General features: G+C 71.8%; 17 protein-coding genes. 7 read left to right on the top strand and 10 right to left on the bottom strand.

Going from position 1 to position 22,758, the window contains the following annotated elements; all coding sequences use genetic code 11:
- Positions 1-283: 283 nt before the first annotated feature.
- Both VKA29_RS21145 and VKA29_RS21150 read right to left on the bottom strand, forming a co-directional pair.
- Positions 284-1,315, bottom strand: a complete 1,032-nt coding sequence (locus VKA29_RS21145) for a LacI family DNA-binding transcriptional regulator (RefSeq protein WP_324787451.1) — start codon at positions 1,313-1,315, stop codon at positions 284-286.
- Entirely contained in the window at positions 1,312-3,717 is a 2,406-nt protein-coding gene (locus VKA29_RS21150; RefSeq protein ID WP_324787452.1) for a glycoside hydrolase family 2 protein, read from the bottom strand. The genes VKA29_RS21145 and VKA29_RS21150 overlap by 4 nt, the downstream gene beginning before the upstream one ends.
- A gap of 297 nt (positions 3,718-4,014) precedes the next feature.
- Between VKA29_RS21150 and VKA29_RS21155 the strand changes: the two genes are divergently transcribed.
- The 3 genes from VKA29_RS21155 to VKA29_RS21165 all read left to right on the top strand — a co-directional run bounded on the left by VKA29_RS21155 (position 4,015) and on the right by VKA29_RS21165 (position 7,252).
- Positions 4,015-5,334: an ABC transporter substrate-binding protein gene (locus tag VKA29_RS21155; RefSeq protein ID WP_324787453.1), complete on the top strand. Its 1,320-nt coding sequence runs from the start codon at positions 4,015-4,017 to the stop codon at positions 5,332-5,334.
- 86 nt (positions 5,335-5,420) lie between these two features.
- Positions 5,421-6,401 carry a sugar ABC transporter permease gene (locus VKA29_RS21160; RefSeq protein ID WP_324787454.1) on the top strand — a complete coding sequence of 327 codons (981 nt, stop codon included), beginning with the start codon at positions 5,421-5,423 and terminating at the stop codon, positions 6,399-6,401.
- Positions 6,398-7,252 carry a carbohydrate ABC transporter permease gene (locus VKA29_RS21165; protein WP_324787455.1) on the top strand — a complete coding sequence of 285 codons (855 nt, stop codon included), beginning with the start codon at positions 6,398-6,400 and terminating at the stop codon, positions 7,250-7,252. The genes VKA29_RS21160 and VKA29_RS21165 overlap by 4 nt, the downstream gene beginning before the upstream one ends.
- Before the next feature lie 415 nt (positions 7,253-7,667).
- On the opposite strand, the gene VKA29_RS21170 is transcribed toward VKA29_RS21165, so the two are convergent.
- The 4 genes from VKA29_RS21170 to VKA29_RS21185 form a co-directional block, all read right to left on the bottom strand.
- On the bottom strand, positions 7,668-8,024 hold the full coding sequence (locus VKA29_RS21170; protein ID WP_324787456.1) for a hypothetical protein: 357 nt from the start codon (positions 8,022-8,024) through the stop codon (positions 7,668-7,670).
- A complete protein-coding gene (locus VKA29_RS21175; protein ID WP_324787457.1) occupies positions 8,021-8,491 on the bottom strand; it encodes a prevent-host-death family protein in 471 nt (156 codons plus the stop codon). Before VKA29_RS21175 ends, VKA29_RS21170 begins: the two co-directional genes overlap by 4 nt.
- Before the next feature lie 303 nt (positions 8,492-8,794).
- Positions 8,795-8,986 (bottom strand): hypothetical protein, encoded by a 192-nt coding sequence (locus VKA29_RS21180; RefSeq protein ID WP_324787458.1) that lies wholly within the window; start codon positions 8,984-8,986, stop codon positions 8,795-8,797.
- A 9-nt stretch (positions 8,987-8,995) separates the two neighbouring features.
- Positions 8,996-9,841: a helix-turn-helix transcriptional regulator gene (locus VKA29_RS21185; protein WP_324787557.1), complete on the bottom strand. Its 846-nt coding sequence runs from the start codon at positions 9,839-9,841 to the stop codon at positions 8,996-8,998.
- Between the two features lie 362 nt (positions 9,842-10,203).
- On the opposite strand from VKA29_RS21185, the gene VKA29_RS21190 reads away from it, so the two are divergent.
- On the top strand, positions 10,204-10,575 hold the full coding sequence (locus tag VKA29_RS21190) for an ATP-binding protein (RefSeq protein WP_324787558.1): 372 nt from the start codon (positions 10,204-10,206) through the stop codon (positions 10,573-10,575).
- 33 nt (positions 10,576-10,608) lie between these two features.
- Here VKA29_RS21190 and VKA29_RS21195 read toward each other — a convergent pair whose 3' ends face one another.
- On the bottom strand, positions 10,609-10,878 hold the full coding sequence (locus VKA29_RS21195; RefSeq protein ID WP_324787459.1) for a type II toxin-antitoxin system prevent-host-death family antitoxin: 270 nt from the start codon (positions 10,876-10,878) through the stop codon (positions 10,609-10,611).
- A 374-nt stretch (positions 10,879-11,252) separates the two neighbouring features.
- Here VKA29_RS21195 and VKA29_RS21200 point away from each other — a divergent pair, with 374 nt between their 5' ends.
- Positions 11,253-14,585, top strand: coding sequence for a right-handed parallel beta-helix repeat-containing protein (locus VKA29_RS21200; RefSeq protein WP_324787460.1), 3,333 nt, complete (start codon positions 11,253-11,255; stop codon positions 14,583-14,585).
- A 254-nt stretch (positions 14,586-14,839) separates the two neighbouring features.
- Positions 14,840-16,057, top strand: a complete 1,218-nt coding sequence (locus tag VKA29_RS21205) for a S8 family serine peptidase (RefSeq protein ID WP_324787461.1) — start codon at positions 14,840-14,842, stop codon at positions 16,055-16,057.
- 123 nt (positions 16,058-16,180) lie between these two features.
- Here the strand turns inward: VKA29_RS21205 and VKA29_RS21210 are convergent, their stop codons facing one another.
- Positions 16,181-16,837, bottom strand: coding sequence for a fumarylacetoacetate hydrolase family protein (locus VKA29_RS21210; RefSeq protein WP_324787462.1), 657 nt, complete (start codon positions 16,835-16,837; stop codon positions 16,181-16,183).
- Positions 16,834-17,352 (bottom strand): MarR family winged helix-turn-helix transcriptional regulator, encoded by a 519-nt coding sequence (locus VKA29_RS21215; RefSeq protein ID WP_324787463.1) that lies wholly within the window; start codon positions 17,350-17,352, stop codon positions 16,834-16,836. Before VKA29_RS21215 ends, VKA29_RS21210 begins: the two co-directional genes overlap by 4 nt.
- Positions 17,353-17,424: 72 nt before the next feature.
- Between VKA29_RS21215 and VKA29_RS21220 the strand changes: the two genes are divergently transcribed.
- Complete coding sequence (locus VKA29_RS21220) at positions 17,425-18,066, top strand: MBL fold metallo-hydrolase (protein ID WP_324787464.1); 642 nt, start codon at positions 17,425-17,427, stop codon at positions 18,064-18,066.
- A gap of 602 nt (positions 18,067-18,668) precedes the next feature.
- Here the strand turns inward: VKA29_RS21220 and eccCa are convergent.
- Entirely contained in the window at positions 18,669-22,616 is a 3,948-nt protein-coding gene (gene eccCa, locus VKA29_RS21225; RefSeq protein WP_324787559.1) for a type VII secretion protein EccCa, read from the bottom strand.
- Positions 22,617-22,758: the final 142 nt, after the last annotated feature.

The following is a 22,758-nucleotide window of genomic DNA, read 5'->3' on the forward strand; positions in this document are numbered from 1 at the left end:
CGCACGGAGACGGGAGCGCGTTCGGGGGAGTCCGCGTGAGCACCGGGCCCCTGGCTGCACGCCAGGGGCCCGGTGGCCGACGGCTCCTGACGGCATGGTCCCGGGGACCGGCCCCCGGGACCGGCCGCGGTCCGGGGCGCGTGTCCCCGAGGACACCCGGCCATCCTGCACGGCCGGTGCCCGGCGGGCCGGCGCCCCGGCGAGCGGCGTCCCGGCGTCCGGCACCCCGATCGCGTCGGCACCCCGATCGGATGCCGCCCGCCGCGGCACCGGCACCGGCGCCTCACCTCAGCGGCGGCGCCGTGGATCCGCGGGGGGTGAGCGAGGGGGTCGCGACCTGGTGGGAGGCGGGTTCCTCGCCGTCGATGACCGCGAACAGGGTCCGCGCCACGTCCGCGCCGAAGCCGTGCACGTCGTGGCTCATCGCGGACAGCGGCGGGTGGGTCAGCCGGCACAGCTGGGAGTCGTCCCAGGCGAGCAGCGAGAGGTCGCGCGGCACCGAGAGGCCCAGTTCCGCGGCGACGGCGGCACCGGCGACGGCCATGATGTCGTTGTCGTACAGGACGGCCGTCGGCCGCTCGGCCATGAGCAGCAGGGAACGGGTGGCGCGGGCGCCCTCCTCGCCCTCGTAGCCGGTGGCGATCTGCAGGTCGTCGGAGATGCCCAGTTCCCGGGCGGCCTCGGAGAAGGCCCTCGCGCGGATGGCGCTGTGGCCGAGCCCGGTGGGACCGCCGACGCGGGCGATGCGGCGATGGCCGAGGGCCGCCAGGTACCGCACGGCCTCGGTCGCGGCGGTGGCGTCGTCCGTCCACACCGAGGTGAAGCCGCCCGTCAGCGAAGGGTGGCCGACCGCCACCGCGGGCAGCCCGATGGCGCGCAGCGCGGGCACCCGGGGGTCGTTCTCCCGGAAGTCGACCAGGATCGATCCACCGGTCTGCTGGCCCTGCCACCACCGCTGCTGGAGTTCGATCTCCTCGTCCACGTCCCGCACCAGGTGCAGCAGCAGCGAGCAGGACCGCTCGGCCAGCACGCTCTCGACCCCGGAGATGAACTCCATGTAGAAGGGCTCCAGGCCGAGCAGCCGGGCCGGCCGGCAGATCGCCAGGCCGATGGTGTCCACCTTGGTGCCGGTCGACAGGGAGCGGGCGCGGGCGTTGGGCGCCCAGCCCAGTTCCCGGGCGGCCTGGAAGATGCGGTCCCGGGTGGCGTCGGAGACCCCGGGCCTGCCGTTGAAGGCGAGCGACACCGCCCCCTTCGACACGCCGGCCCGGGCCGCGACGTCCTTGATGGTGACGCGCTGGGTGGGTGCGCTCACGCCGGTTCCACGCAGAAGATCGCCGCGCGGGCCCGGTCGGCGTCGGGGCCGGGCCAGCCGCCGACCCGGATCCTCGTCTCCTCGCCGGGGAGCAGCGTGACCAGACCGGTGTCGGCCACCGCGTCGGGGGCGAGGCGGTCGGGCTGCAGGAAGAGGTCTCGTACCAGGGTGTGCGCTGTGACCACGACATCGACTGTATCGGCATCACCGGCGATCGGTTCCACCCGGACGTCGAACCCCGGACGCGGGTAGGGGAATTCACGGTCCGGCACGGGGAAGTGCACGGCGCGCAGTCCGTCCACGTCGGCGACCAGGAACTGTCCGTCGCCGGGGAGGCCGAGCGCGTCCACGGGCAGCGGGGCGCGTACCGCGTCACGTGCCGCCACCTCCACGGTGAGCGGTACCTGGGCCGCCACCGTCCCGTCGGAGTTCGTCCGGCGCAGGGTGACCTCGGCCCGCCAGGGCTCGGCCGACTGGTTGACCAGGCCGAGCACGACGCCCCCGGGGGAGGGCTGGAGGGTGAGCAGCCGGTCGGCGTACAGGCGGCGCAGCTCGTGGTAGAGCGGCTTGAGCCGGCCGTCCCCGTCGATGGCCGCCCAGGAGCTGACCGGCCAGCAGTCGTTGAGCTGCCATACGACGGTGCCCGCGCACCGCGGCCAGTGGGTGCGCCAGTGCTCGATGCCGGCGGCGACGGCCCGGGCCTGGACGAGCTGGGTCAGGTAGTGCCAGCGGTCGAAGGCGTCCCCGGTGCCCTCGGGCAGCACGAAGTGCCGCTCGACGCCGCGGTTGAGCTTGCCGTTGCCGTCCTCGGCCTTCTGGTGGTGCAGCATGCCGGGCGAGTCGGGGGCGAGGTCCTCGCCGGGCAGCGCGCGGCGCAGGGTGGCCAGGGCGGGCGGCGCCTGCCAGCCGAACTCGGCGACGAACCGGGGCACGCTGTCCCGGTACTCGGCGAAGTCGCGACGGTTCCACACCTCCCAGGAGTGGTGGGTGCCGTGCGCCGGGTCGTTGGGGTGGTGGTCCCAGGAACCGGACCAGGGGCTGCCCGCCGTGTACGGCCGGGTCGGGTCCAACTCGGCGACGACACGCGGCAGCAGACCGAGGTAGTACCCCTCGCCCCAGGAGTCACCGGCGAGTTCGGGCTCCCAGCCCCAGTCCCGGAAGCCCCACAGGTTCTCGTTGTTGCCGTTCCACAGCACCAGCGACGGGTGCGGCATCAGGCGTACGACGTTCTCCCGCGCCTCGGCCTCCACCTCGCCGCGCAGCGGCTGCTCCTCGGGGTAGGCGGAGCAGGCGAACAGGAAGTCCTGCCAGACCATGAGACCGAGTTCGTCGCAGACGTCGTAGAAGGCGTCGTCCTCGTAGATGCCGCCGCCCCAGATGCGGACGAGGTCGATGTTCACCGCCGCGGCCTGGTTGAGGCGGTGCCGATAGCGCTCCGGGGTGACGCGGGAGGGCAGGACGTCGTCGGGGATCCAGTTCACGCCGCGGGCGAAGAGGCGTACGCCATTGACGACCAGGGTGAAGCCGGTGCCGTGCTCGTCGGCGCCGCGGTCGAGCTCGACGGTGCGGAAGCCGATCCGGCGCTGCCAGGTGTCCAGCGCGGTGTCGCCGTCGGCGAGGGTGAGGGCCAGGTCGTACAGCGGCTGTGCGCCGTAGCCGCGCGGCCACCACAGCCGCGGGTCGGGCACGTCCAGTTCGAGCACGGCCCGGCCGTCCGCGAAGGTGACCTCGGTGTCCACCCCGGCCACCGACGCCCGGGCGGTCAGCGGGCGGCCACTGCCGTCGGCGGTGCGTTCCACGGTGAGGTGGATCTCGACGCGGCCCCGGTTCCCGCTGACCGTGACCAGGGGCCGGACCTGGGAGATGCGGGCGGTCGACCAGTGCTCCAGGCGGACGGGCCGCCACATCCCGGCGGTGACCACGGTCGGGCCCCAGTCCCAGCCGAAGCTGCACGCCATCTTGCGGATGTACTGGGAGGGTTCCGGATAGACGTTGGGCCGGTCGCCGACCGTCTTCCGGACCGCTTCCGCCTCCTCGCGGGCCGGGGCGAAACGCACCTGGAGCTCTCCGGTACGGCCGGTGACGTCGAACCGGTGGCTGCGGTGCATGTTGCGGGTCCGGCCGAGCGTTTCCCCGTCCAAGGTGATCTCGGCCGCGGTGTCCAGACCGTCGAAGACGAGGTCGGTGCGCTCGTGCGCGGTGTCGGCCGCGAGCCGGGCGACGTAGGTCCAGGCGCGGTCGCCGACCCAGGCCACCTCGTGCTCGTTGGCGCCGATGAAGGGGTCCGGGATGAGCCCCGCCGCCAGCAGATCGCTGTGCACGCAGCCCGGTACCCGGGCGGGCAGCACCGCGTCCTCATGGCGCAGCCCCCACCCGTCGCTGAGCAGGGTGACGTCCCTCATGTGCGGCTCCCCTCACCTGATGCAAGGTCGTTCTGGTCGTGACGCCCGCCAACTTAGCTGTACCGGCAAGCGATGTCCATAAACCGGTATAGTGCCGCGCGGTGCATGCCTGTTCAGTGTGTTTTCTGCCGTTTTTGTGCAGGTCCAAGTGGTCGAATTCCACCCCATCCGGAAATCCTCGCGTAACGATTGAGCATCACGGCGAGGCGGTGAGCTTTACCGGTTCAATCGGTCGGTGCCATAGTGCCGACAGCCCAAAGGCGGGCCTGAGCCGCAAGACAGAGGGAGCTGGGGTACATGGGGAGGAAGACGCTGGCCGTCGCCGCACTGATCGCCGTCACGGCGCTCACCGCGACCGGGTGCACCGGGGCGGCGGCGACGAAGGGCGAGTCCGCCGACGCGGCGACCGACCCGGCGAAGGTGTCCGGCACCATCACGGTCCTGACACACCGCACGGACCTGGTGCAGAACGGCACATTGAAGAAGTACGCGGCCGCGTTCAACAAGATCTATCCCAAGGTGACGGTGAAGTTCGACGGCATCACCGACTACGAGGGTGAAGTCAAGATCCGTATGAACACCGACAACTACGGTGACGTGCTGATGATCCCGAACGCGATCGCCAAGAAGGACTACCCCTCCTTCTTCGCCTCCCTCGGCAGCGCCGGTGAACTGAGCAGGAAGTACCGATTCACCGACAAGGCGAACGTCGACGGCAAGGTCTACGGCCTCGCCACCGTGGGCAACGCCGACGGCTTCGTCTACAACAAGGCCGTCTGGAAGAAGGCCGGCATCACCGACTGGCCCACCAGCCCGCAGCAGTTCGTCGCCGACCTCGAGGCCGTCAGGGCCAAGACCGGCGCGGTGCCGTACTACACGAACTTCAAGGACCTCTGGCCGCTCACCGCGGGCGCCGCGAGCATCGGCTCGGTCACCTGCGACGCCGAGGCCAACGACAAGCTGGCCACCTCCTCCGCCCCGTGGGCCGCGGGCACCGACCTCAACGTCATCGACACGCTGCTCTACGACGTCGTCCACGACAAGCTCGTCGAGAAGGACCCGACGACCACCAACTGGGAGAACTCCAAGGGCATGATCGCCCGCGGTCGGATCGCCACCATGCAGCTCGGCTCCTGGGCCATCAGCCAGATGCAGAACGCGGCGAAGACGGCCGGGAAGAACCCCGACGACATCGGCTTCATGCCGTTCCCCGCGCAGACGAACGGCAAGTTCTGCAGCATGCTCTCCTCCGACTACCAGGAAGCGGTGAGCATCCACTCCGAGAACAAGGCCGCCGCGCGGGCGTGGGTCGACTGGTTCACCGACAAGTCCGGCTTCGCGCAGAACGAGGGCTCGATACCGACGCTCAGGTCCGGCGCCCTGCCCGACACCCTGAAGCCCTTCGAAGACAACGGTGTCACGATGCTGGAACGGTCCGACGCCAAGAGCAGCCGGGTCAGCGCCATCGACAACGCCGCCGAGATCGGCCTGGCCAAGCCCGACTACCGGCAGAAGCTGGTCGACATGGCGCGTGGCGTCCAGAAGGGCAGTCTGAAGGACTACTTCGCCGAGCTCGACAAGAAGTGGAGCGAGGCGGAGAAGACCGCGGGCTCCTGACGGACCGCGGGCACGGGCCCGGTGACGGACTTCCCCTCACCGGGCCCGGCCCGCCGACCGCGTCCGCGGACGACCGAAAGGCCGACATGACCCACACCACCCACAGGTCCACCGCCCGCGTGGGCAAGGAGAGCACCGGCGCCGGCCGCGCGACGGGGGGTTCCGGCCGGGCGACGGGCGGTTCCCGTTCCCGTCCCCGCCGCGGAGCGCCGCGCAGGGCCACCCCGTGGCTGTTCCTGCTGGTCCCGCTGGTTCTGCTGATCACGTTCACCTACGTGCCCGTGGCGAACATGATCTACTACAGCTTCACCGACTGGGACGGCGTCAGCCCGGAGATCCACCTCACCGGGACCGACAACTACGTCGAGCTGTTCACCCGCCCCGAGCTGTTCCGGGTGTTCTTCGTCAGCTTCTACTACCTGGCCGCGTCCGCCGTGCAGATCGTCGTCGCCCTGTACTTCGCGACCGTGCTGAGCTTCAACCTGCGGCTGCGCAGCCTCTTCAAGGGAATCCTGTTCTTCCCGTACCTCATCAACGGCGTCGCCATCGGGTTCGTCTTCCTGTACTTCTTCCAGGACGGCGGCACCCTCGACTCGGTGCTGTCCTGGTTCGGCGTCGGCACCGACCACGCCTGGCTCGGCACACCGACGTCCGCGAACGTCTCCCTGGCCGGCGTGTCCGTCTGGCGCTTCACCGGCCTGAACTTCGTGCTCTTCCTGGGGGCGATCCAGTCCATTCCTGGCGAGCTGTACGAGGCGGCCGAGCTCGACGGCGCCTCGCGCTGGCACCAGTTCCGCTACCTGATCCTGCCGAGCATCCGGCCCGTGGTCAGCCTGAGCGTGATCCTCGCGGTGTCCGGCTCCCTGTCGGTCTTCGAGATCCCCTACATCATGACCGGCGGCGCCACCGGCACCACCACGTTCGTCATCCAGACGGTGAAGCTCGCGTTCCAGTTCAACAAGACGGGTCTGGCCTCCGCCGCCGCCGTCGTCCTGCTCCTGTTCATCCTGCTGATCACCTGGATCCAGCGCCGCCTCGCGCCCGACGAAAAGGTGGACCTCGTATGACCGCCCACGCGGTGGACGGCCGTCGCCCCCGGGGCATCGGCTCGGCCCTCATTTATCTGTCCCTGGTGCTGGCCTCGCTGGTGGTCCTGATCCCGCTGGCCGTCGTGTTCCTCACCTCGCTGAAGACGGCGAAGGAGGCGACCGACGGAGGCGGCGCGTTCCAGCTCCCGGGCGACTGGCTGAACTTCTCCAACTACGTCACCGCCTTCCGTGACGGCCAGATGCTCACGGCCTTCGGGAACACCGCGTTCATCCTGCTGTTCTCCATCACCGGCACGGTGATCATCGGCTCGATGACCGTGTACGCCATCGACCGCTTCCACTTCCGCGGCAAGAAGCTGGTCATGGGGCTGTTCCTGGTCGCCACCCTGGTCCCGGGCGTGACCACGCAGGTCGCCACCTTCCAGGTGGTCAACGGCTTCGGCCTGTTCGACACCCGCTGGGCGCCGATCCTGCTCTACATGGGCACCGACATCGTGTCCATCTACATCTTCCTGCAGTTCATCCGCTCCATTCCGGTCTCCCTCGACGAGGCCGCCCGGCTCGACGGCGCGAATGCGCTCACCATCTACTGGCGGATCATCTTCCCGCTGCTGAAGCCGGCCATCGCCACCGTCGTCATCATCAAGGGCATCACGGTCTACAACGACTTCTACATCCCGTTCCTCTACATGCCCTCCGAGGAACTGGGCACCATGTCGACCGCCCTGTTCCGCTTCAAGGGCCCCTTCGGCGCCCACTGGGAGGACATCTCGGCCGGCGCGATCCTGGTCATCGTGCCCACGCTCGTGGTCTTCCTCTTCCTCCAGCGCTACATCTACAACGGGTTCGCGCGGGGCGCCACGAAGTGATCGGGGGCGGTACGCCCCGCGCTCGGCCCGCGCTCGGCCCGCGCTCGGCCAGCGCTCGGCCCGCGCTCGGCCAGCGCTCGGCTCGCTTCGAGCGGCGGTCGGGGCCGGCCGAGGGCGTCGGCCGGCCCCGACCCACCGCAAGGTGACGGTGTTCAACCTGTACCTCGGCCACGGAAGCGGCGCGGCGACCAAGGGCGTCGTGTTCGTGGACGACATCCGGGCCGAATGACGCCGGATTGTCAGTAGGGGCGTGCCCCATCCGTACCGCGCAGCCGGGCGAGGAGGCCGGCGATCCCGCCGGTCTCCTCGTGGTCCTCTCCGGCACCGGCACCCGCTCGGGTCGGCGTCGGTGCCGAGGTGGAAGCAGGAGCTGGAACTGCCTTCGCATCCCGGGGGACCGGTTCTGGCAGTCGATTCACCGGTCGGTGTCCTTGGGACGGCGGGGTGAGGCGTACAAGAGCCAGATGGTGCGGGTGGCGTCGTCGACAACGTAGCGGACGCGACCACCGCTGGTGACTTCGTACTCCCACTGCTCCAGATCGGCTCCGTTGTGCTGGTGGGTGGCGAGGTCGCCGCGGAGTCGGTGCTGGCGGTCGGGGTTCGCTCGTGAGCGAGGGTCGACGCGCAGGACCTCGAAGCAGCGGCGGGTGTTGGCCAGGGCCAGGCGACACAGTTCTTCCCAGCCGCGTACGGCATCGCTGGTACCGAAGCGGATCTCCCATTCGTCGTCCGGCGCGGGGACAGTCACGCGGTCGCCCCGCTTGGGGCTCACGCGGGGGCGTCCACGCTGCCGAAGTCGCCGCTGGTGGGAGTCTTGGCATCACGGTAGGCGGAGGGGTCGGCCTTGATGCGGGCGGTGGCCCGCCAGCCCGCGATGACCTCCTGGGTGGTCACGTCGGCATCCAGTTCGGCGGCATCCGACAGCGCAACCACCAGTTCCACGGTGAACTCGCGGACTTCGTCTTCGGTGAGGTGCCGTACCCAGGGGAAGACGTCCGGCATGGCGAGCAGCAGGGTGCGGGCCGCCGCGTCGTGTTTCATCAGGGCCAGGAACATGCGCGAGGCGGTGGTCAGGGACTGGTCGCGCAGGTCTTCCTTGTCAGCGGCGGTGAGGTAGAAGTCGTCGGCGTCGCGGTGTGTGACGCGGACCCGGCCGAGGTGTGCGGCCCGCTCCGCGACCTCCTTGGGGCGACGCGAGAGGTCGGAGAAGGTGACGGTGTCGGCATCCGTGACGTTCATGCTGCCAGCACAATCAGAATGCGTTCTGATCCAGCGGTCGCGGACCAGGGCAACTGCCACAGTCCTCCATCGCCGAGGAGTGCGGGGCCGCCTTCGGCCCGAGCGTTTCGCAGACGCCGACCGGCACCTGTCCTCGCCCAGGCGTCCGCCGGCCACCGTGACCCCAGGAAGGGCAGCCTTACGCCGCTCTGCCGACGAAGGAACCTGCCCTCGGCTGAGCGGCGACTCCATGGCGTCGGAGAATGCGGCGAGGTGACCCACACCACCAACCGAATGGGCTGGTGGCGAAGCGCGCGGCGACCCCTACAGCAGGTGGTCGGCTTTGCCGGCCTTGATGTCGGTGATGAGGGTGCGGAGGGCGTCGAGGGAGTCGGTGAGGTAGTGCTCCTCCTGGCCGGCGACGGCTATGTAGGCGTTGCCGTCGGCGTCGGTACCTAGGCGGAAGCAGTTGTTGCCTTCCGCGCAGTAGGGGGCTTCCCACGTGATGACTGGCATGAGGGCTCCTTAGCGTTCGCGGGCGACGGAGTGGATGAGATCCCGGGATGCCTCGGGGCTCAGCGAGTGCGCATCCATCCAGTCGAGGTGAGCACGGAATTTGGCGAGTTGGGCGTCGGCGTGGAGGAACTCGGGGCCGTGCGTCGAATCCAACTGGACTGTGTCGAGCTGTGGGACCGGGCCTTCGGCATACAGGAGGGCGTGCCCCGCCCCGGGAAAGCCGTCGCAGCTGACGGGGATGATCCGCAGAGTGATGTTGTCGCGCTCTGACATGACCTGTAGATGGTCGAGTTGGGTCCGGGTGCCTTTGCGCCCACCGAACTGCATCCGGAGCGCCGCCTCGTGGATGTACCCGATATACGGACGCGAGATCGGCTCATCCAAGATCTGCTGCCGAGCCATCCGATGCTTCACGCGCAACTCGACCTCGAGACGGGACATGCGCGGCAGCCCGGAGTTGAACACCGCACGGGCGTACTCCTCGGTATGCAGGAGGCCGGGCAGATGGACGATCTGCCCGGTGAGCAGGCGTTTGGCGTGCCACTCAAGCTCGGCGATGTCGAGCAGCCCAGACGGCAAGGCGCCGCGGTACTCCTCCCACCAGCCCGGTTCCGTTTCGTTGGCCATGGTCGCCAGGGCATCGACGTACATCTGGTCAGAGCAGTCGTAGTTGCTGGCAAGCGTCCGCACTCGCTCCGGACTCGTGATCCGAGTCCCGGCCTCCATGTTGGAGATCTTCGCGCGGTCCAGACCCAGCAGACCGGCCGCGTACTGCGTGCTTGCACCTGCCGCGACGCGGAGTTTGCGCAGCTCAGCGCCAAGTCGCTGTTGGCGTTCGGTGGGTGCACTTCGCATCGACACGCTGTCCTCTCTGCCCGACTGCGTCAGTCTGCCGCGCTTCTCACCCTTGGCCCAACTCAATCGTGGCAATTTGCCACCGAATTTGTGGCGTCGCGCCATGAGGAGCCGCTAGCTTCGGGTCACGTGCAAGTTACACACCGCAACGCCGGAAGCGCGCCGCGCGGTCATGCCCGCCTGCCCTGGGCGGGTGTGGCCGCGGCCAGGGCGGCAGGCCACCGGCGAACCCAAACCCCTCACACCGCCGTGGAGTTCGCCATGCCCGAGATCCCCCTCGTACCCGCCCACTGGCACTTCCCCGCCCCCCCGCCTCCGTACGGCGGGCCCGGCACGCCGTCGCCGAATCGCTGCCGCACGTCCTGCGCCCCCATCTCGGCGACGATCTGGGCCTGTTGACGTCGGAGCTGGTCACCAACGCCATCCGCCACGGCGCTTGCCGGGAGGACGAGGACCTGATCGAACTCGTCCTGTGGCCGGCCGACGGCCACTACTGGCTCGCCGTGTCGGACCCCGGCACCGGCAAGCCGGTACCGGCCCGACCGGACGCGGACTCCGAGGGCGGCCGGGGCCTGATCCTCGTCGACGGTCTGGCCGCCGCCTGGACCGTCCGCCCCCGCCCCACGCGCGGAACGTCCGTCATCGCGGGACTGTCGTTCCACCAGGGAAGTCGACCAGGCGAAGCCGTCGGCCGGGGAGGAGGCCGACGGCCCGGCGGACCGGGCAGGGCGTGAACGGCCTGCGCCTCGGGCCGGAGGACGCGGTACTCACTCGCCGCGCGTCAGCGTCTCCCTCATGACGTCCTCGATCGGGATGCCGGGCGCCGGACCGGCCATGCGCTCGTCGATGATCCGGTTGATCTCGCGCTCTTCCCGCTCCTGGTACTTGCCCAGCACCTCGATGGACGCGACGGCAGCGACCTGCTTTCCCCGCCGAGTGATCACGGTGGCTACGTCGTCGAGGCCGGCGTGCTCCACGACCTCGGCCAGGTGTGCCCGGACATCGCGGATCGACTCTCCGGACAGTGGGGGCGTCATGCGCTCGAAGGTACGAAGTGTCATGTGTGTACACAAGTGGAGGGGTGTCCGCAGAGGCGACTGAACGGTCGGCCGGCGGGCCAGGCGTCGTGATCCTCGTGACCGTTGCCGCTGTCGGACACTCGGCCCGTCGGCGCCCCTCGCCGACCGGGGAGAGGGGCTGCTCGGTCAAGCGGGGCATGAGATGTGTCACGTCTCGCGCGAGAGGCCGGGAGCTGGCCAAGACCAAGCGCTCTGAAGCTCAAGTAACGCTCAGGACCAGGGTATTTGCTGGGATCCGGGCGGGTGGGCAGGGCGGGGGCCCGGCATGATGGTCAGGCAAAGGCAATCCGTGGCGGACTCGTGCCGTGCGGCGCCGAGAAGGAGGAACGCGCTTGTCACGCCAGGTACTTACGGTCAGCCCGGAGGGACCCGACGGCTTTCGGACGATCGGTGAGGCGCTGGCCAGGGCACGCAGCGGCGCCGTCGTCAGCGTGGCTCCCGGGACGTACGCGGAGAACCTGACCATCAGCATCCCGGTCACCATCGTGGCGGAGCAGGCCCGCGGCAGTGTCCGGATCGCGCCGCGCCGGGGCAGCGCGCTGGTGCTCAAGGCCGAGGCCGCCATGCTCACCGACCTGGTGTTCCAGGGCCGGGACGAGGAACTCCCCGTCATCGACGCGCCGCGCGGCCAGGTCGCGATGCAGGGGTGCGAGGTCACCGGCGCCGCCTGGACGGCCCTGCTGGCCCGGGCGGGCGGCTCGCTCGCGCTGCGGGACTGCCGGGTCAGCAATCCCGGCGGCGCCGGGGTCGTGGTCACCGCCGTGGTGGAGAGTTCCGTCGAGTCCTGCACCATCGAGCACCTCGGCACCTCCGGCGTGGTCGTCGGTGAGAGCGGCCGGCTGACCCTGCGCGGCTGCACGGTCCGCGACGCCCGCGGCAACGGCGTCCTCGCCAACGGAGAGGCGCACGCCTCGGTCGAGGACTGCGACATCTCCTCGACCGACAAGCCCGCCGTCGCCCTGGAGGGGCACAGCACCACACGGGTGCTGCGGACCGTGGTGCACGACACCAGCACGGGGGTCCAGCTCGTCAGCCGGGCCAGGACGGAACTCGAGGACGTGCGGGTCACCGGCACCACCGGCGTCGGCATCGTGGTCAGCGCCGGCAGCGACCCGGTGGTCCGCCGCTGCCGTACGGCACGCACCAAGGGCCACGGGCTGCTGGTCACCGACCGGTCGCGGGGAACGTACGAGGACTGCTGGCTGGACGCGGCCCAGGCTCCCGCCCTCCGGGTGAACGGGCACTCCTCGCCCGTCCTGATCGGCCTGACCGTCCGGGACTGCGCGACCACCGCGGTGCTGCTGGAGGAGGAGTCGGCCGCCGAACTGGACCGGCTCGACGTCACCGACGCCCAGGGCACCGGCGTCTCCATCCGCACCGGCGCCAACCCGCTGATCAGGCGGGCCCGCGTCAACGCGCCGCGCGAGCACGGGGTGGAGGTCCTGAAGGACGGCCGCGGCCGACTGGAGGACTGCACGGTCGAGCGGGCCGGGCGCTGCGGTGTCCGGGCCGAGGACGACGGCAACGTCTATGTAGGCGGCGGAGCGGTCCTCGCGCCCGCCGCCGGCGGTGTGTCGGTCGGGGCCGGCGGCATCATGACGGTGCGGGACCTGGAGATCAGCGGGGCCGAGGAGTCCGGGGTCACCGTCGAGGGCGGCGGCGAGCTGACCGCGACCCGGCTCCGGGTGGCCGGCAGCGGCCGGTACGGGGTCCTGGTCGCCGACTCAGGCCGCGGCTCGTTCAACTCCTGTGAGATCAGCGGCAGTACGCAGGACGGTCTGTGCGTCGAGTCGACGGAACCGGTGTCCGTGGTCAACTGCACCGTCCGGGACAACGGCGGCGCTGGACTCGTCCGCTCCAGGCCCGGGGAGCGGCTCGCCGTCGAGGGCCTGACCAGCACCGGCAACGGCAGGCCGGACGCCTGGGGCGCCGACGGGACCGACGGCCCGCACCCCGCGGGCCAGCAGGGCGCCGACGGCGAGGAGGCCCGGCTCGCCCGGCCGGACGGTCCCCTCGGCGCCCTCGACGCGCTGATCGGACTGGACAACGTCAAGCAGCAGGTGCGCACGCTGGTCAACCTGACCCGGATGGCCCAGCGCCGCGCCAAACTCGGCATGTCCGCTCCGCCCATGGGCCGGCACCTCGTCTTCGCGGGTCCGCCCGGCACCGGCAAGACCACCGTCGCCCGGCTCTACGGGGCGGTCCTCGCCGAACTCGGTGCCCTGCGTTCGGGACACCTCGTCGAGGTCTCCCGGGCCGACCTGGTGGCCCAGGTCATCGGCGGTACGGCCATCAAGACGACCGAGGCGTTCAACCGCGCCCTGGGCGGCGTGCTGTTCGTCGACGAGGCATACACCCTGCTCTCCGACGGCCGCGGTTCCGGTGCCGACTTCGGCCGGGAGGCGGTCGACACCCTCCTCAAGCTCATGGAGGACCACCGCGACGACGTGGTGGTCGTGGCCGCCGGGTACTCCGCCGAGATGCAGGACTTCCTCGCCTCCAACCCGGGCCTGGCCTCGCGTTTCTCCCGGACCGTGGAGTTCGAGAACTACGCGGTGCCGGAACTGGTGGCGATCGTGGAGAGCATGTGCGCCGGGCACCAGTACGTGCTCGACGACGCCACCCGCAAGGCCCTCGCCGTGCACTTCGAACGGATGCCCAAGGACGCGGCCTTCGGCAACGGCCGCGCCGCCCGCCAGGTGTTCGAGGAGATGGTGGACCGCCAGGCCACCCGCCTCGCCACGCTCACCGACATGACCGACCAGGACCTCCAGCTGCTCCTCCCCGAGGACATCGGGGAGGAGGCCGCCCGCGCGGTCGCCGACGAGGCCGGCGCGGGCCCGGACGGCGACCCGCTGGCCCGCCTCGGCGATCTGGTGGGCCTGGCAGCCGTCAAACGCGACGTCACCGACCTGGTCAACCTGCTGTCCGTCACCCGCCAGCGCGAGGCGGCGGGACTGCCCGCGCCCCGCATCAGCCACCACCTGGTCTTCACCGGGCCGCCGGGCACCGGTAAGACGACGGTGGCGCGGCTCTACGGCGAACTGCTCGTCTCGCTGGGCGTGCTGCCGCGCGGCCAGCTCGTCGAGGTGGCCCGCGCCGACCTCGTCGGCCGGTACGTCGGCCACACCGCGCAGCTGACCCGGGAGGCCTTCGAACGCGCCCTGGGCGGAGTGCTGTTCGTCGACGAGGCCTACACGCTGACTCCCGGCGGGCCGGGTTCCGGGTCGGACTTCGGGCAGGAGGCGGTGGACACCCTGCTCAAGCTCATGGAGGACCACCGGGACCAGGCGGTGGTCATCGTCGCCGGCTACACGGAGGAGATGGAGCGCTTCCTCTCCTCCAACCCGGGCCTGTCCTCGCGCTTCTCCCGGCGGGTGGAGTTCGCCGACTACTCCTCGGACGAACTGGTCACCATTGTGCGGCAGCACGCCGCCGCCTCCGGCTACGAGTGCGGGCCGGGCACGGGCCAGGTGCTGCGCTCGTACTTCGAGTCGCTCCCGCGTGACCGCTCCTTCGGCAACGCGCGGCTCGCCCGTCAGGTCCTGGAGGGCATGATGACGCGTCAGGCCGGGCGGCTGAGCACGATGGCCGCCCCCGGGCTGGAGGATCTGCGGCTGCTGCTTCCCGAGGACGTGGCGCCGGGCAGGGCGGTGACCGGATGACCCCGACCGTGGAACGGCGCGGCCCCGCGCCCCGGCCCGGCGGCGGCAGTGGTTCCGGGGGCGGTCCCCGCAGTGGCTTCGGCAGTGGTTCCGAAGGCGGTCCCCGCAGCGGTTCCGGCAGTGGTTCCGGCGGCGGTCCCCGCAGTGGCTTCGGCAGTGGTTCCGGGGGCGGTCCCCGCAGCGGTTCCGGCAGTGGTTCCGGCGGCGGTCCCCGCAGTGATTCCGGCAGTGATTCCGGCAGTGGTTACGGCAGCATGCGCCGGCCGCGGCTACGCCGGGCGGTGCTGACCCTCGTCACCCTGCTCTCCGCGTCGGCGGTGGCGGCCGGGCCGACGACCGCGACCGCGGCCTCCGCCGCGTCCGGGGATCCGGTACGGCTGCCCGTGATGCCGTCCCGGCTTCCGGCCGACGCCGACTGCACCGGCGGCTCCGCCACGGTCGCCGAGGCCGTCCCCTGGGAACAGGTGAACCTGCAGCTGTCCAGGACACGGCAGTTCGGCACCGGCGCCGGGGTGACGGTGGCCGTCGTCGACACCGGGGTCTCGATCGAGGCGCCCGCCCTGGCGGGCCGGGTCACCGCGGTGGACGGGGCCGGTGACGACTGCGTGGGCCACGGCACCTTCGTGGCCGGGCTGATCGCCGCCGCCCCGGTGGACGGCGTCGGCTTCTCGGGGGCGGCCCGGCAGGCCCGCGTCGTGGCCGTGCGGGGCACCGACAAGCGGGGCGCGGCGACGGACGGCACGGTCGCGGACGGCATCCGGGCGGGGGTGGACGCCGGAGCCCGCGTGATCGTGGTGTCGCCGGCTCTCACCCGCGATTCCGCCGCCCTCCGGCGCGCCCTCGCCCACGCCGCCGCCCGCGACGCCCTGGTCGTGGCCGCCGCGGCTCCCGACGCCCCCCGCGCCGGCGCGTCCTCCGCCGCGCCGCCCGCCGACTACTGGCCGGCGGCCTCGGACGGCGTGCTGTCCGTCGTCGACGTCGACGTGCGCGGACAGCGGCCGCAGGGCGCGTTCACGCCACGCCACGCCGACCTGGCCGCCCCGGGCGACGGCGTCCTCGGCATCGGTCCCCGCGGGCGGGGCCACTTCATCGGCTCCGGGCCCTCGCTCGCCGCCGGGTACGTCGCCGCGGCGGCGGCCCTGGTCCGGTCCGCGCATCCGGACCTGTCCGCCGCCGAGACGGCCCGCAGGCTGGTCACGACGGCCTACCCGGCGGACGTGCCCCGCCTCGACCCGTACGGTGCGCTCACCTTCGTGCCGGGCGCGTCCCCCGGCCCGGCGCCGGCCGACCGTTCCCGGCCGGTGCGCCTGGAGAGGGACGAGGCCGGTGCCCGGGCGACGCGACGTGCCCTGTGGCCGGCCGGTGCCGCCGCCGGCCTGATCCTGGTGACCGTCTGGGCCGCCGTGCTCGTCCCGAAGGGCCGCGCCCGCCGCTGGCGCCCACCCGGGAACGACACCTCGACGGCGGGCTGACCACGCCGCGACGGCGCGTCGGCGGCGGGCTGACCACGCCGCGACGGCGCCGGGCGCGGCCGTACGGGCGGACCGGCGCGCCCGGTGATGGGCGCCTCGGGCGCGCGTCGGACAGCGGTGGCTTCATGGACTCGCGGCCTCGACTGTGACGGAGTTGGTGAGCGAGCCGAGGCGTTCGATCGTCACGGTGACCGCGTCGCCCGCCTTGAGCGGTCCGGTTCCTGCGGGTGTGCCGGTCAGCACCACGTCTCCGGGTCGCAGCGTCATGGCTGCGGAGATGTGGGCGACGAGGTCCGCGACCGGCGTCAGCATGTCCGAGGTCCGGGCGTCCTGCCGCAACCTGCCGTTGACCAGGCATGCGATCCGCAGGTCGTGCGGGTCGACGCGGGAGGCGGGGACGATCGGCCCGAGGGGGCAGAAGGTGTCGAAGGACTTGGCGTAGTCCGGCAGTCCGTCGAAGTGCTGGACGTCCCGGGCGGTCACATCGTTGGCGCAGCAGTACCCCGCGATTCCTTCGAGCGCGCCGCGGGCGGTCACGCGGCGCATCGTCCGGCCGATCACGACGGCGAGTTCCGCCTCGTGCTCGACCCGTGCGGATTCGGCGGGCAGCACGATGGCCTGGCCGTCGCCGATGACAGCGCTGGGCGCCTTGAGGAAGATCTGGGGCCTTCGCGGTGCCGGGCGTCCGACCTGGGCCGCATGACCGGCGTAGTTCAGGCCGACCCCGATGATCTTCCCCGGACGGAAGTCCGGCGCGACGCGGGTGTCCGTGGGAGTCACCAGGCCCCGGTGACGGGACCGCGGTCGTCCGTCGGGCCGCTGCGGGCGATCCTCGCCACGATGCGGTCGAGCACGGGCAGGGCATGGGCCAGGAGGCGCTGCTCGTCGTCGGTCAGGCCGTCGGCGATGGTCCGGGCGAGCAGGCTGACGCGGTCGGAGCGGTCGGCTTCGATCGCGTTCGTCCCCTCCGAGGTCAACGTGAGGATCCGCTTGCGTGCGTCGGCCGGGTCGGGGCCGACGGCCAGGAAGCCGGCCTCGGTCAGCTCCTTCACGGTGGCGGCCATCGTCTGGTGGCGCACTCCCCGGCTGGCCGCGAGGTCGGCCGTGGTCATCGGTCCTTGCCGGTCGAGCAGGTCCAGGACCGTCGCCGGGATCGAGGCGAGGCGGTCGGAGGACCGCGTGGCGCGGACGAGGGCGCCGACCGTGGTTCTCAAGGCGTCCGCGAGCTGGTCGGGCGAGGGTACGCGCACGTCGGGCACGTCGGGCACGTCGGGCACTTCGGGCTGCTTGGGCATGCGGTCATGCTACCGGGAATACAGGAGAGACTGTACAGTCCGGGCTGTACATGTGGCAGAAGGGAAGTTCTGATGAAGCTGACCAAGCACGCGCATGCCTGCGTGACCGTGGCCAAGGAGGACGCGCGGATCGTCATCGATCCGGGCATTTTCACCCCCGACGCCGCGCAGGCGGTGGCGGCCGCCGATGCCGTGTTGATCACCCATGAGCACTTCGACCACTTCGACGAGGAGCTGATCGCAAGGTCGCTGGAGACCAGGCCCGAACTGCGGGTCTACGGACCGGCGTCGGTGGTCGAACGGTGGTCGGCCCGCCGTGGCCAGGTCACCGTCGTAGCCGCGGGGGACGACGTCGCGGTCGCTGGTTTCGACATCTCGGTCTTCGGTGACCTGCACGCCTCCATCCACCGCGACATCCCGCGCGTGGCCAACGTCGGCTACCTCGTCGACGGCCGCCTCTACCACCCCGGAGACGCCTACCACGTACCGGACGCCCCCGTCGACACCCTGCTGCTGCCCACGAGCGGGCCGTGGACAAAGCTCGGCGAGGCGGCCGACTACGTCAGAGAGGTCGCGCCCGACAACCTGATCCAGATCCATGAGGTCATGCTCGGCCCGATCGGGCAGCAGTCGACCGCCCGTTTCCTGAGCCCGGAGATGCTCACCGAAGTACCCCTCGCGATCGTGCCGGTCGGAGAGACCGTCGCGGTATGAGTCCTGGCGTGTGCAGGCGGGGCGGCCGCGGCCGGAGGGCGGCCGCCCCGCACCTGCCGTCGGCGCGGGATTGCCCCCCTGAGCGACGGGACCATGGGAGACGTGCTGTTCATTCGGCGCTCGCGATCAGGTCGGCGAGGGTTCTGCTGCCTGGCCGGCCTTGCGGGCGAGGCGACGGAGCGGCATGGCGCGCCGTGCCCGGCACGGCGCGTGGCGTCGCCGTCCTGCCGCGGCGCGGCACGCACGGGTGTGGCGCGGCACGCACGGGTGTGGCCGCCTGGTCGGTCCGGGCGGTGGCGACGACAGGCCGCCGGCGGCAGGCGGCCGGCCAGCGGCGGACCGGAGGCGGCCGACGGGCGGCGGACTGGCGGCGGACCGGGCTCGGCGAGCGGCGGACCGGAGGCCGCCGCCGGGTGAGGGGGGTCCGCGAGGCCGGCGGGCTCAGCTGGTTCTCGCCGGAGCTGAGGGTGTCCTACCGGCCGCGGCGCGGCTCGGCCACCTCCGCGCCCGCCGCCGCCGAACGGGGGCTCGGCCGCCGCGACGTACGGCACTTCTCGCTGGTCGGCGTCGCGGCCGCGCGGCCGCCCCTCGCCGGCCCGGCATCAGGTCCCGGTCGGGGCCTCGCCGGGCTGTTCGTCCAGCAGTGCGGTCTGGATGAGGACGCCCTTGCGGCGGGCGATGTACTGGGCGCGGCCGGGCGGCAGGTTGCGCGGCTTGACGGTGCCGAACAGGTAGCCCTCGGACGGCGGGCAGGACAGCAGCATTCCCGGCGTGTTGACCTCGTCCAGGCGCCTGAGCAGCGGGTCGTTCAGGCCCCGCGCCGCGCCGGTCGCGGACCGCATCACCACCATGTGCAGCCCCACCTCGTGCCCCAGGGTCAGATGGTCGGACAGCGGGTCGAAGGGGTGACCCACGGAGAAGCCGCCGCCGACCATGTCGTAGTCGTCGACGAGCACGAACAGCCGGGGCCCCGTCCACCAGTCCGCGAGGCGCATCCGGCTCGGGCTGATGTCCGGCCCGGGCAGCCGGGTCGCGATGGCCCGGGCCGAGCCGTCCACCAGTTCCCGCAGGGCGTCCATCGACACCGCGTGCCCGAGGCGGTACTCCTCCGGCACCGCCTCGACCAGCGTGCGGCGGTAGTCCACCACCAGGATGCGGGCCTCGTTCGGGCTGTAGCGGGCGGTGACCGCCGAGGCGACCAGCCGCAGCAGGTTGGTCTTCCCGCTCTCCGTGTCGCCGACGCCGATCAGGTGCGGCGTCCGGCTGAAGTCGTGCCACACCGGCGAGAGGGTCTCCTCGTCGAGGCCCAGCGGAACGCGCAGTCCCTCGGCCAGCTCCGGCTCCGGCAGTTCGGAGACGGACAGCCGGTGCGGCAGCGTCCGTACGGGCGGCGCGGCCGGGCCCGGCCAGCACCCGGCGACCCGCTCCACCAGCCCGGCCACCCCCTCGGTGAGGTCGTCGGCGCTCTCCCGGCCGTCGATGCGCGGCAGCGCGGCCAGGAAATGCAGCTTGCCGTCCGTCGCCAGGCCGCGTCCCGGGCTGCGCGGCACGGTCCCGGCCTTGCGGATGTCCACCACCGAGTCCATGGCGTCGCCCAGCCGCAGCTCCAGCCGGGTCGCCGCCTGGTCGCGCACCTGGGGGGACAGCTCCAGCCAGCGCGCCGTGGCGACGGCCAGGTGGATGCCGTAGTTCAGGCCGCGCGCGGCGATCTGGTTGAGGGTGGGGAGCAGCGCGTCGAAGTCCTGGCGCAGCGTGCCCCAGCCGTCCACCACCAGGAAGACGTCGCCGTGCGGCTCGTCCGCGAACTCGCCGGCCGCGCGGCGCCTGCGGTAGGTCGCCATCGAGTCGATGTTGTGGTCGAGGAAGAACTGCTCACGATGGTTGAGCAGAGTGTTCACCTCGGACACCGTACGGTTGACCCGCTCGGTGTCGAGCCGGTTCGCCACGCCGCCGACGTGCGGCAGCCCGGCCAGCCCGGCCAGCGTTCCGCCGCCCAGGTCCAGACAGTAGAACTGCACCTCGCGGGGGGTGTGGGTGAGCGCGAGGGCGGCGATCAGGGTGCGCAGCACCGTCGACTTGCCGCTCTGCGAACCGCCCGCCACCGCGATGTGCCCGCCGCTCCCGGACAGGTCCACCACCAGCGGGTCACGCCGCTGTTCGAACGGCTTGTCCACCACACCGACCGGCACCCGCAGCCCGCCGAGTCCCGGCCGGTCGGCGCAGACCAGTCCGCGTTCGGGATCCTCCGACAGGCCGGGCAGCAGTCCGTCCAGGGTGGGCGGCAGGTCCAGCGGCGGCAGCCACACCCGAAGCGCCGGCGGGCCGGCGTCCCGCAGCCGCTCCACGGCCACCGACAGCAGGGAGGGCGCGTTCTCGTCCTCCTCCGCCGTCTCGGGCTCCGGCTCGGGCAGCGCGGCCGGTGAGCGCGGCACCACGTAGTCCGCGGTCCACGGCACCACCTGGCTGGCGACCCGGGCCCGGACCACCGCGCCCCCGCGCGACCGGTACGCGCCCGACACGTACGCCGCCCGGAACCGGGTCAGCGCCTCCACGCCGCTCTTCAGGAAACCGGCGCCCGGCTGCGACGGCAGCTGGTAGGCGTCCGGGACCCCCAGCACCCCACGGCTCTCCATGGCCGAGAAGGTGCGCAGACCGATGCGGTACGACAGATGGCTCTCCAGCTGGTGCATGCGTCCCTCGTCCAGACGCTGCGAGGCCAGCAGCAGGTGCACCCCGAGGGACCGGCCCAGCCGGCCGATCATCACGAACAGGTCCATGAAGTCCCGGTGCGCGGCCAGCAGTTCGCTGAACTCGTCGACCACGATGAACAGGCTCGGCAGCGGCGCCAGCGGCGTTCCCGAGGCGCGGGCCTTCTCGTAGTCCAGTGCGGAGGTGTAGTTGCCGGCCGCCCGCAGCAGCTCCTGGCGTCGTATCAGCTCGCCGTGGACGGCGTCCCGCATGCGCTCCACCAGGGCCGCCTCGTCCGCCAGGTTGGTGATCACCGCCGAGGTGTGCGGCAGCTCCTCCAGGCCGAGGAAGGTGGCCCCGCCCTTGAAGTCCACCAGGACGAAGTTCAGCGTCTCCGAGGAGTTCGTCAGCGCGAGCGCCACCACCAGGGTGCGCAGCAGCTCGCTCTTGCCCGAGCCGGTCGCGCCGATCAGCATGCCGTGTGGGCCCATGCCGCCCTGCGCCGCCTCCTTGATGTCCAGTTCGACCGGGGCCCCGTCGGCGCCCACCGCGACCGGGACACGCAGCCGGGCCGAGCCCGTGCTGCGTCGCCACAACGCCGCCGGATCGTGGCGCCGCAGGTCGGAGATGCCGAGCAGGGTGGTCAGCTCCATGTCCGTGGACAGCGGCTCGGCGGTCTCGGCGCTCAGACCCATCCGGTACGGCGCCAGCATCCTGGCCAGCGCCCGGGCGCCGGCCGGGCCGACCGCGTCGGGGCGGCCCAGCAGCGTCGACTGCTCCTTGCGGCTGCGGTCGGTGCGCACCAGCCGCATCCCGTCCGGCCGCACGTCCAGCCGCAGCGTGGTGCGTCCCGGCCGCCACCGCAGCGTTTCCGACAGGTCGAGCACGACGACGTTGCGCAGGCCGTTGCCGTCGAGCCGGTGCCCGGCGGGCACCCGGCCGCCGTCCACCACGAGCACCGTGAACGGCTCGTCACGGCCGGGAACCGCCTCCGGGTCGAAGGCGGGCCGCTCGGTGAACTCCACCCCGAGCAGGTCCTCCAGACCGCCCAGGTCGCCGGCCACCATGCGGGTGGGCCCGGCGCCGTCCTGCTCGTACGGGTGCAGGTTGTGCGGCAGCCACTTGACCCAGTCCCACTCCGCGCGCCGCTCGTCGCTGACGCACAGCGCGATCCACAGGTCCTCGGGGGCGTGGAACACCGCCAGCTGGCACAGCGCGGCCCGCACCAGGCCGCGTACCGCCGCCTCGTCGCCGCGCAGCAGCACCCGGGCCCAGGACCGCAGGTACAGCGCGATGGGCTGCTCGGGGACCGTGCTGTAGGCCCGCATGAACCGGCGCAGCGCGTGCGCGCACATCGGGTCGAGGTCCTCCACCGGCTTGGCGGACACCGGGGCCAGCCGCATCGCCATCTGCTGGTCCCCGACGGCCACCCGCACCTCGGCGAAGTCCTCGTCCCGGGTGCGCCGTTCCCACAGCCGCGTGGTCCGCACCATGGAACGCAGGGTCCTGGGCTCGGGATGACGCCAGGCGAGTGCCAACTGCTGCTCGACGACCGCCCGGTGGACCTTGCGCCGGGTCTGCGACAGGTAGCGCAGGTAGTCCCGGCGCTCGCCGCGCAGCCGCTGCTTGCGCTCGCCGCTCCTGCGCATCACCTGGCCGACCACCATCAGCGCGGAGCCGATGACCATGACGCCCAGCGCCACGTACATCAGCGCGCCTCCGCTTCCGCCGGGCCGCAGGAACGCCAGCATCATGGAGGCGGACATCATGCCCATCGGCAGGTACGTCCAGACCGCCGAATTGTCCGGAACCGTTTCCGGCAGGGTCGGCGGCTCCTGGAGGGCCAATTCACCCTCGGGCATTTCCGGCCCGCGCCTGCGGGCGGGGCGGCGGAATAGGACGACGCTCAAGAACGGGCTCCTAACCGTGGCGCGCTACTCATGGACCGGGCCAAGAGTGCGAAATCCCCGGGGCGTTCACGAATGCTTCGGGGTGTCAGTAGTC

The organism is Streptomyces sp. H51 (assembly GCF_035656535.1).
In the GTDB taxonomy this organism is placed as follows: Bacteria; Actinomycetota; Actinomycetes; order Streptomycetales; family Streptomycetaceae; genus Streptomyces.

Coding starts and splice junctions, on each gene's coding strand:
- VKA29_RS21150 (WP_324787452.1), bottom strand. CDS start 3,717: ATGAGGGACGTCACCCTGCTCAGCGACGGGTGGGGGCTGCGCCATGAG.
- VKA29_RS21220 (WP_324787464.1), top strand. CDS start 17,425: ATGAAGCTGACCAAGCACGCGCATGCCTGCGTGACCGTGGCCAAGGAG.
- VKA29_RS21185 (WP_324787557.1), bottom strand. CDS start 9,841: ATGCGAAGTGCACCCACCGAACGCCAACAGCGACTTGGCGCTGAGCTG.
- VKA29_RS21215 (WP_324787463.1), bottom strand. CDS start 17,352: ATGCCCAAGCAGCCCGAAGTGCCCGACGTGCCCGACGTGCCCGACGTG.
- eccCa (WP_324787559.1), bottom strand. CDS start 22,616: ATGCCCGAGGGTGAATTGGCCCTCCAGGAGCCGCCGACCCTGCCGGAA.
- VKA29_RS21195 (WP_324787459.1), bottom strand. CDS start 10,878: ATGACGCCCCCACTGTCCGGAGAGTCGATCCGCGATGTCCGGGCACAC.
- VKA29_RS21165 (WP_324787455.1), top strand. CDS start 6,398: ATGACCGCCCACGCGGTGGACGGCCGTCGCCCCCGGGGCATCGGCTCG.
- VKA29_RS21205 (WP_324787461.1), top strand. CDS start 14,840: ATGCGCCGGCCGCGGCTACGCCGGGCGGTGCTGACCCTCGTCACCCTG.
- VKA29_RS21160 (WP_324787454.1), top strand. CDS start 5,421: ATGACCCACACCACCCACAGGTCCACCGCCCGCGTGGGCAAGGAGAGC.
- VKA29_RS21180 (WP_324787458.1), bottom strand. CDS start 8,986: ATGCCAGTCATCACGTGGGAAGCCCCCTACTGCGCGGAAGGCAACAAC.
- VKA29_RS21155 (WP_324787453.1), top strand. CDS start 4,015: ATGGGGAGGAAGACGCTGGCCGTCGCCGCACTGATCGCCGTCACGGCG.
- VKA29_RS21175 (WP_324787457.1), bottom strand. CDS start 8,491: ATGAACGTCACGGATGCCGACACCGTCACCTTCTCCGACCTCTCGCGT.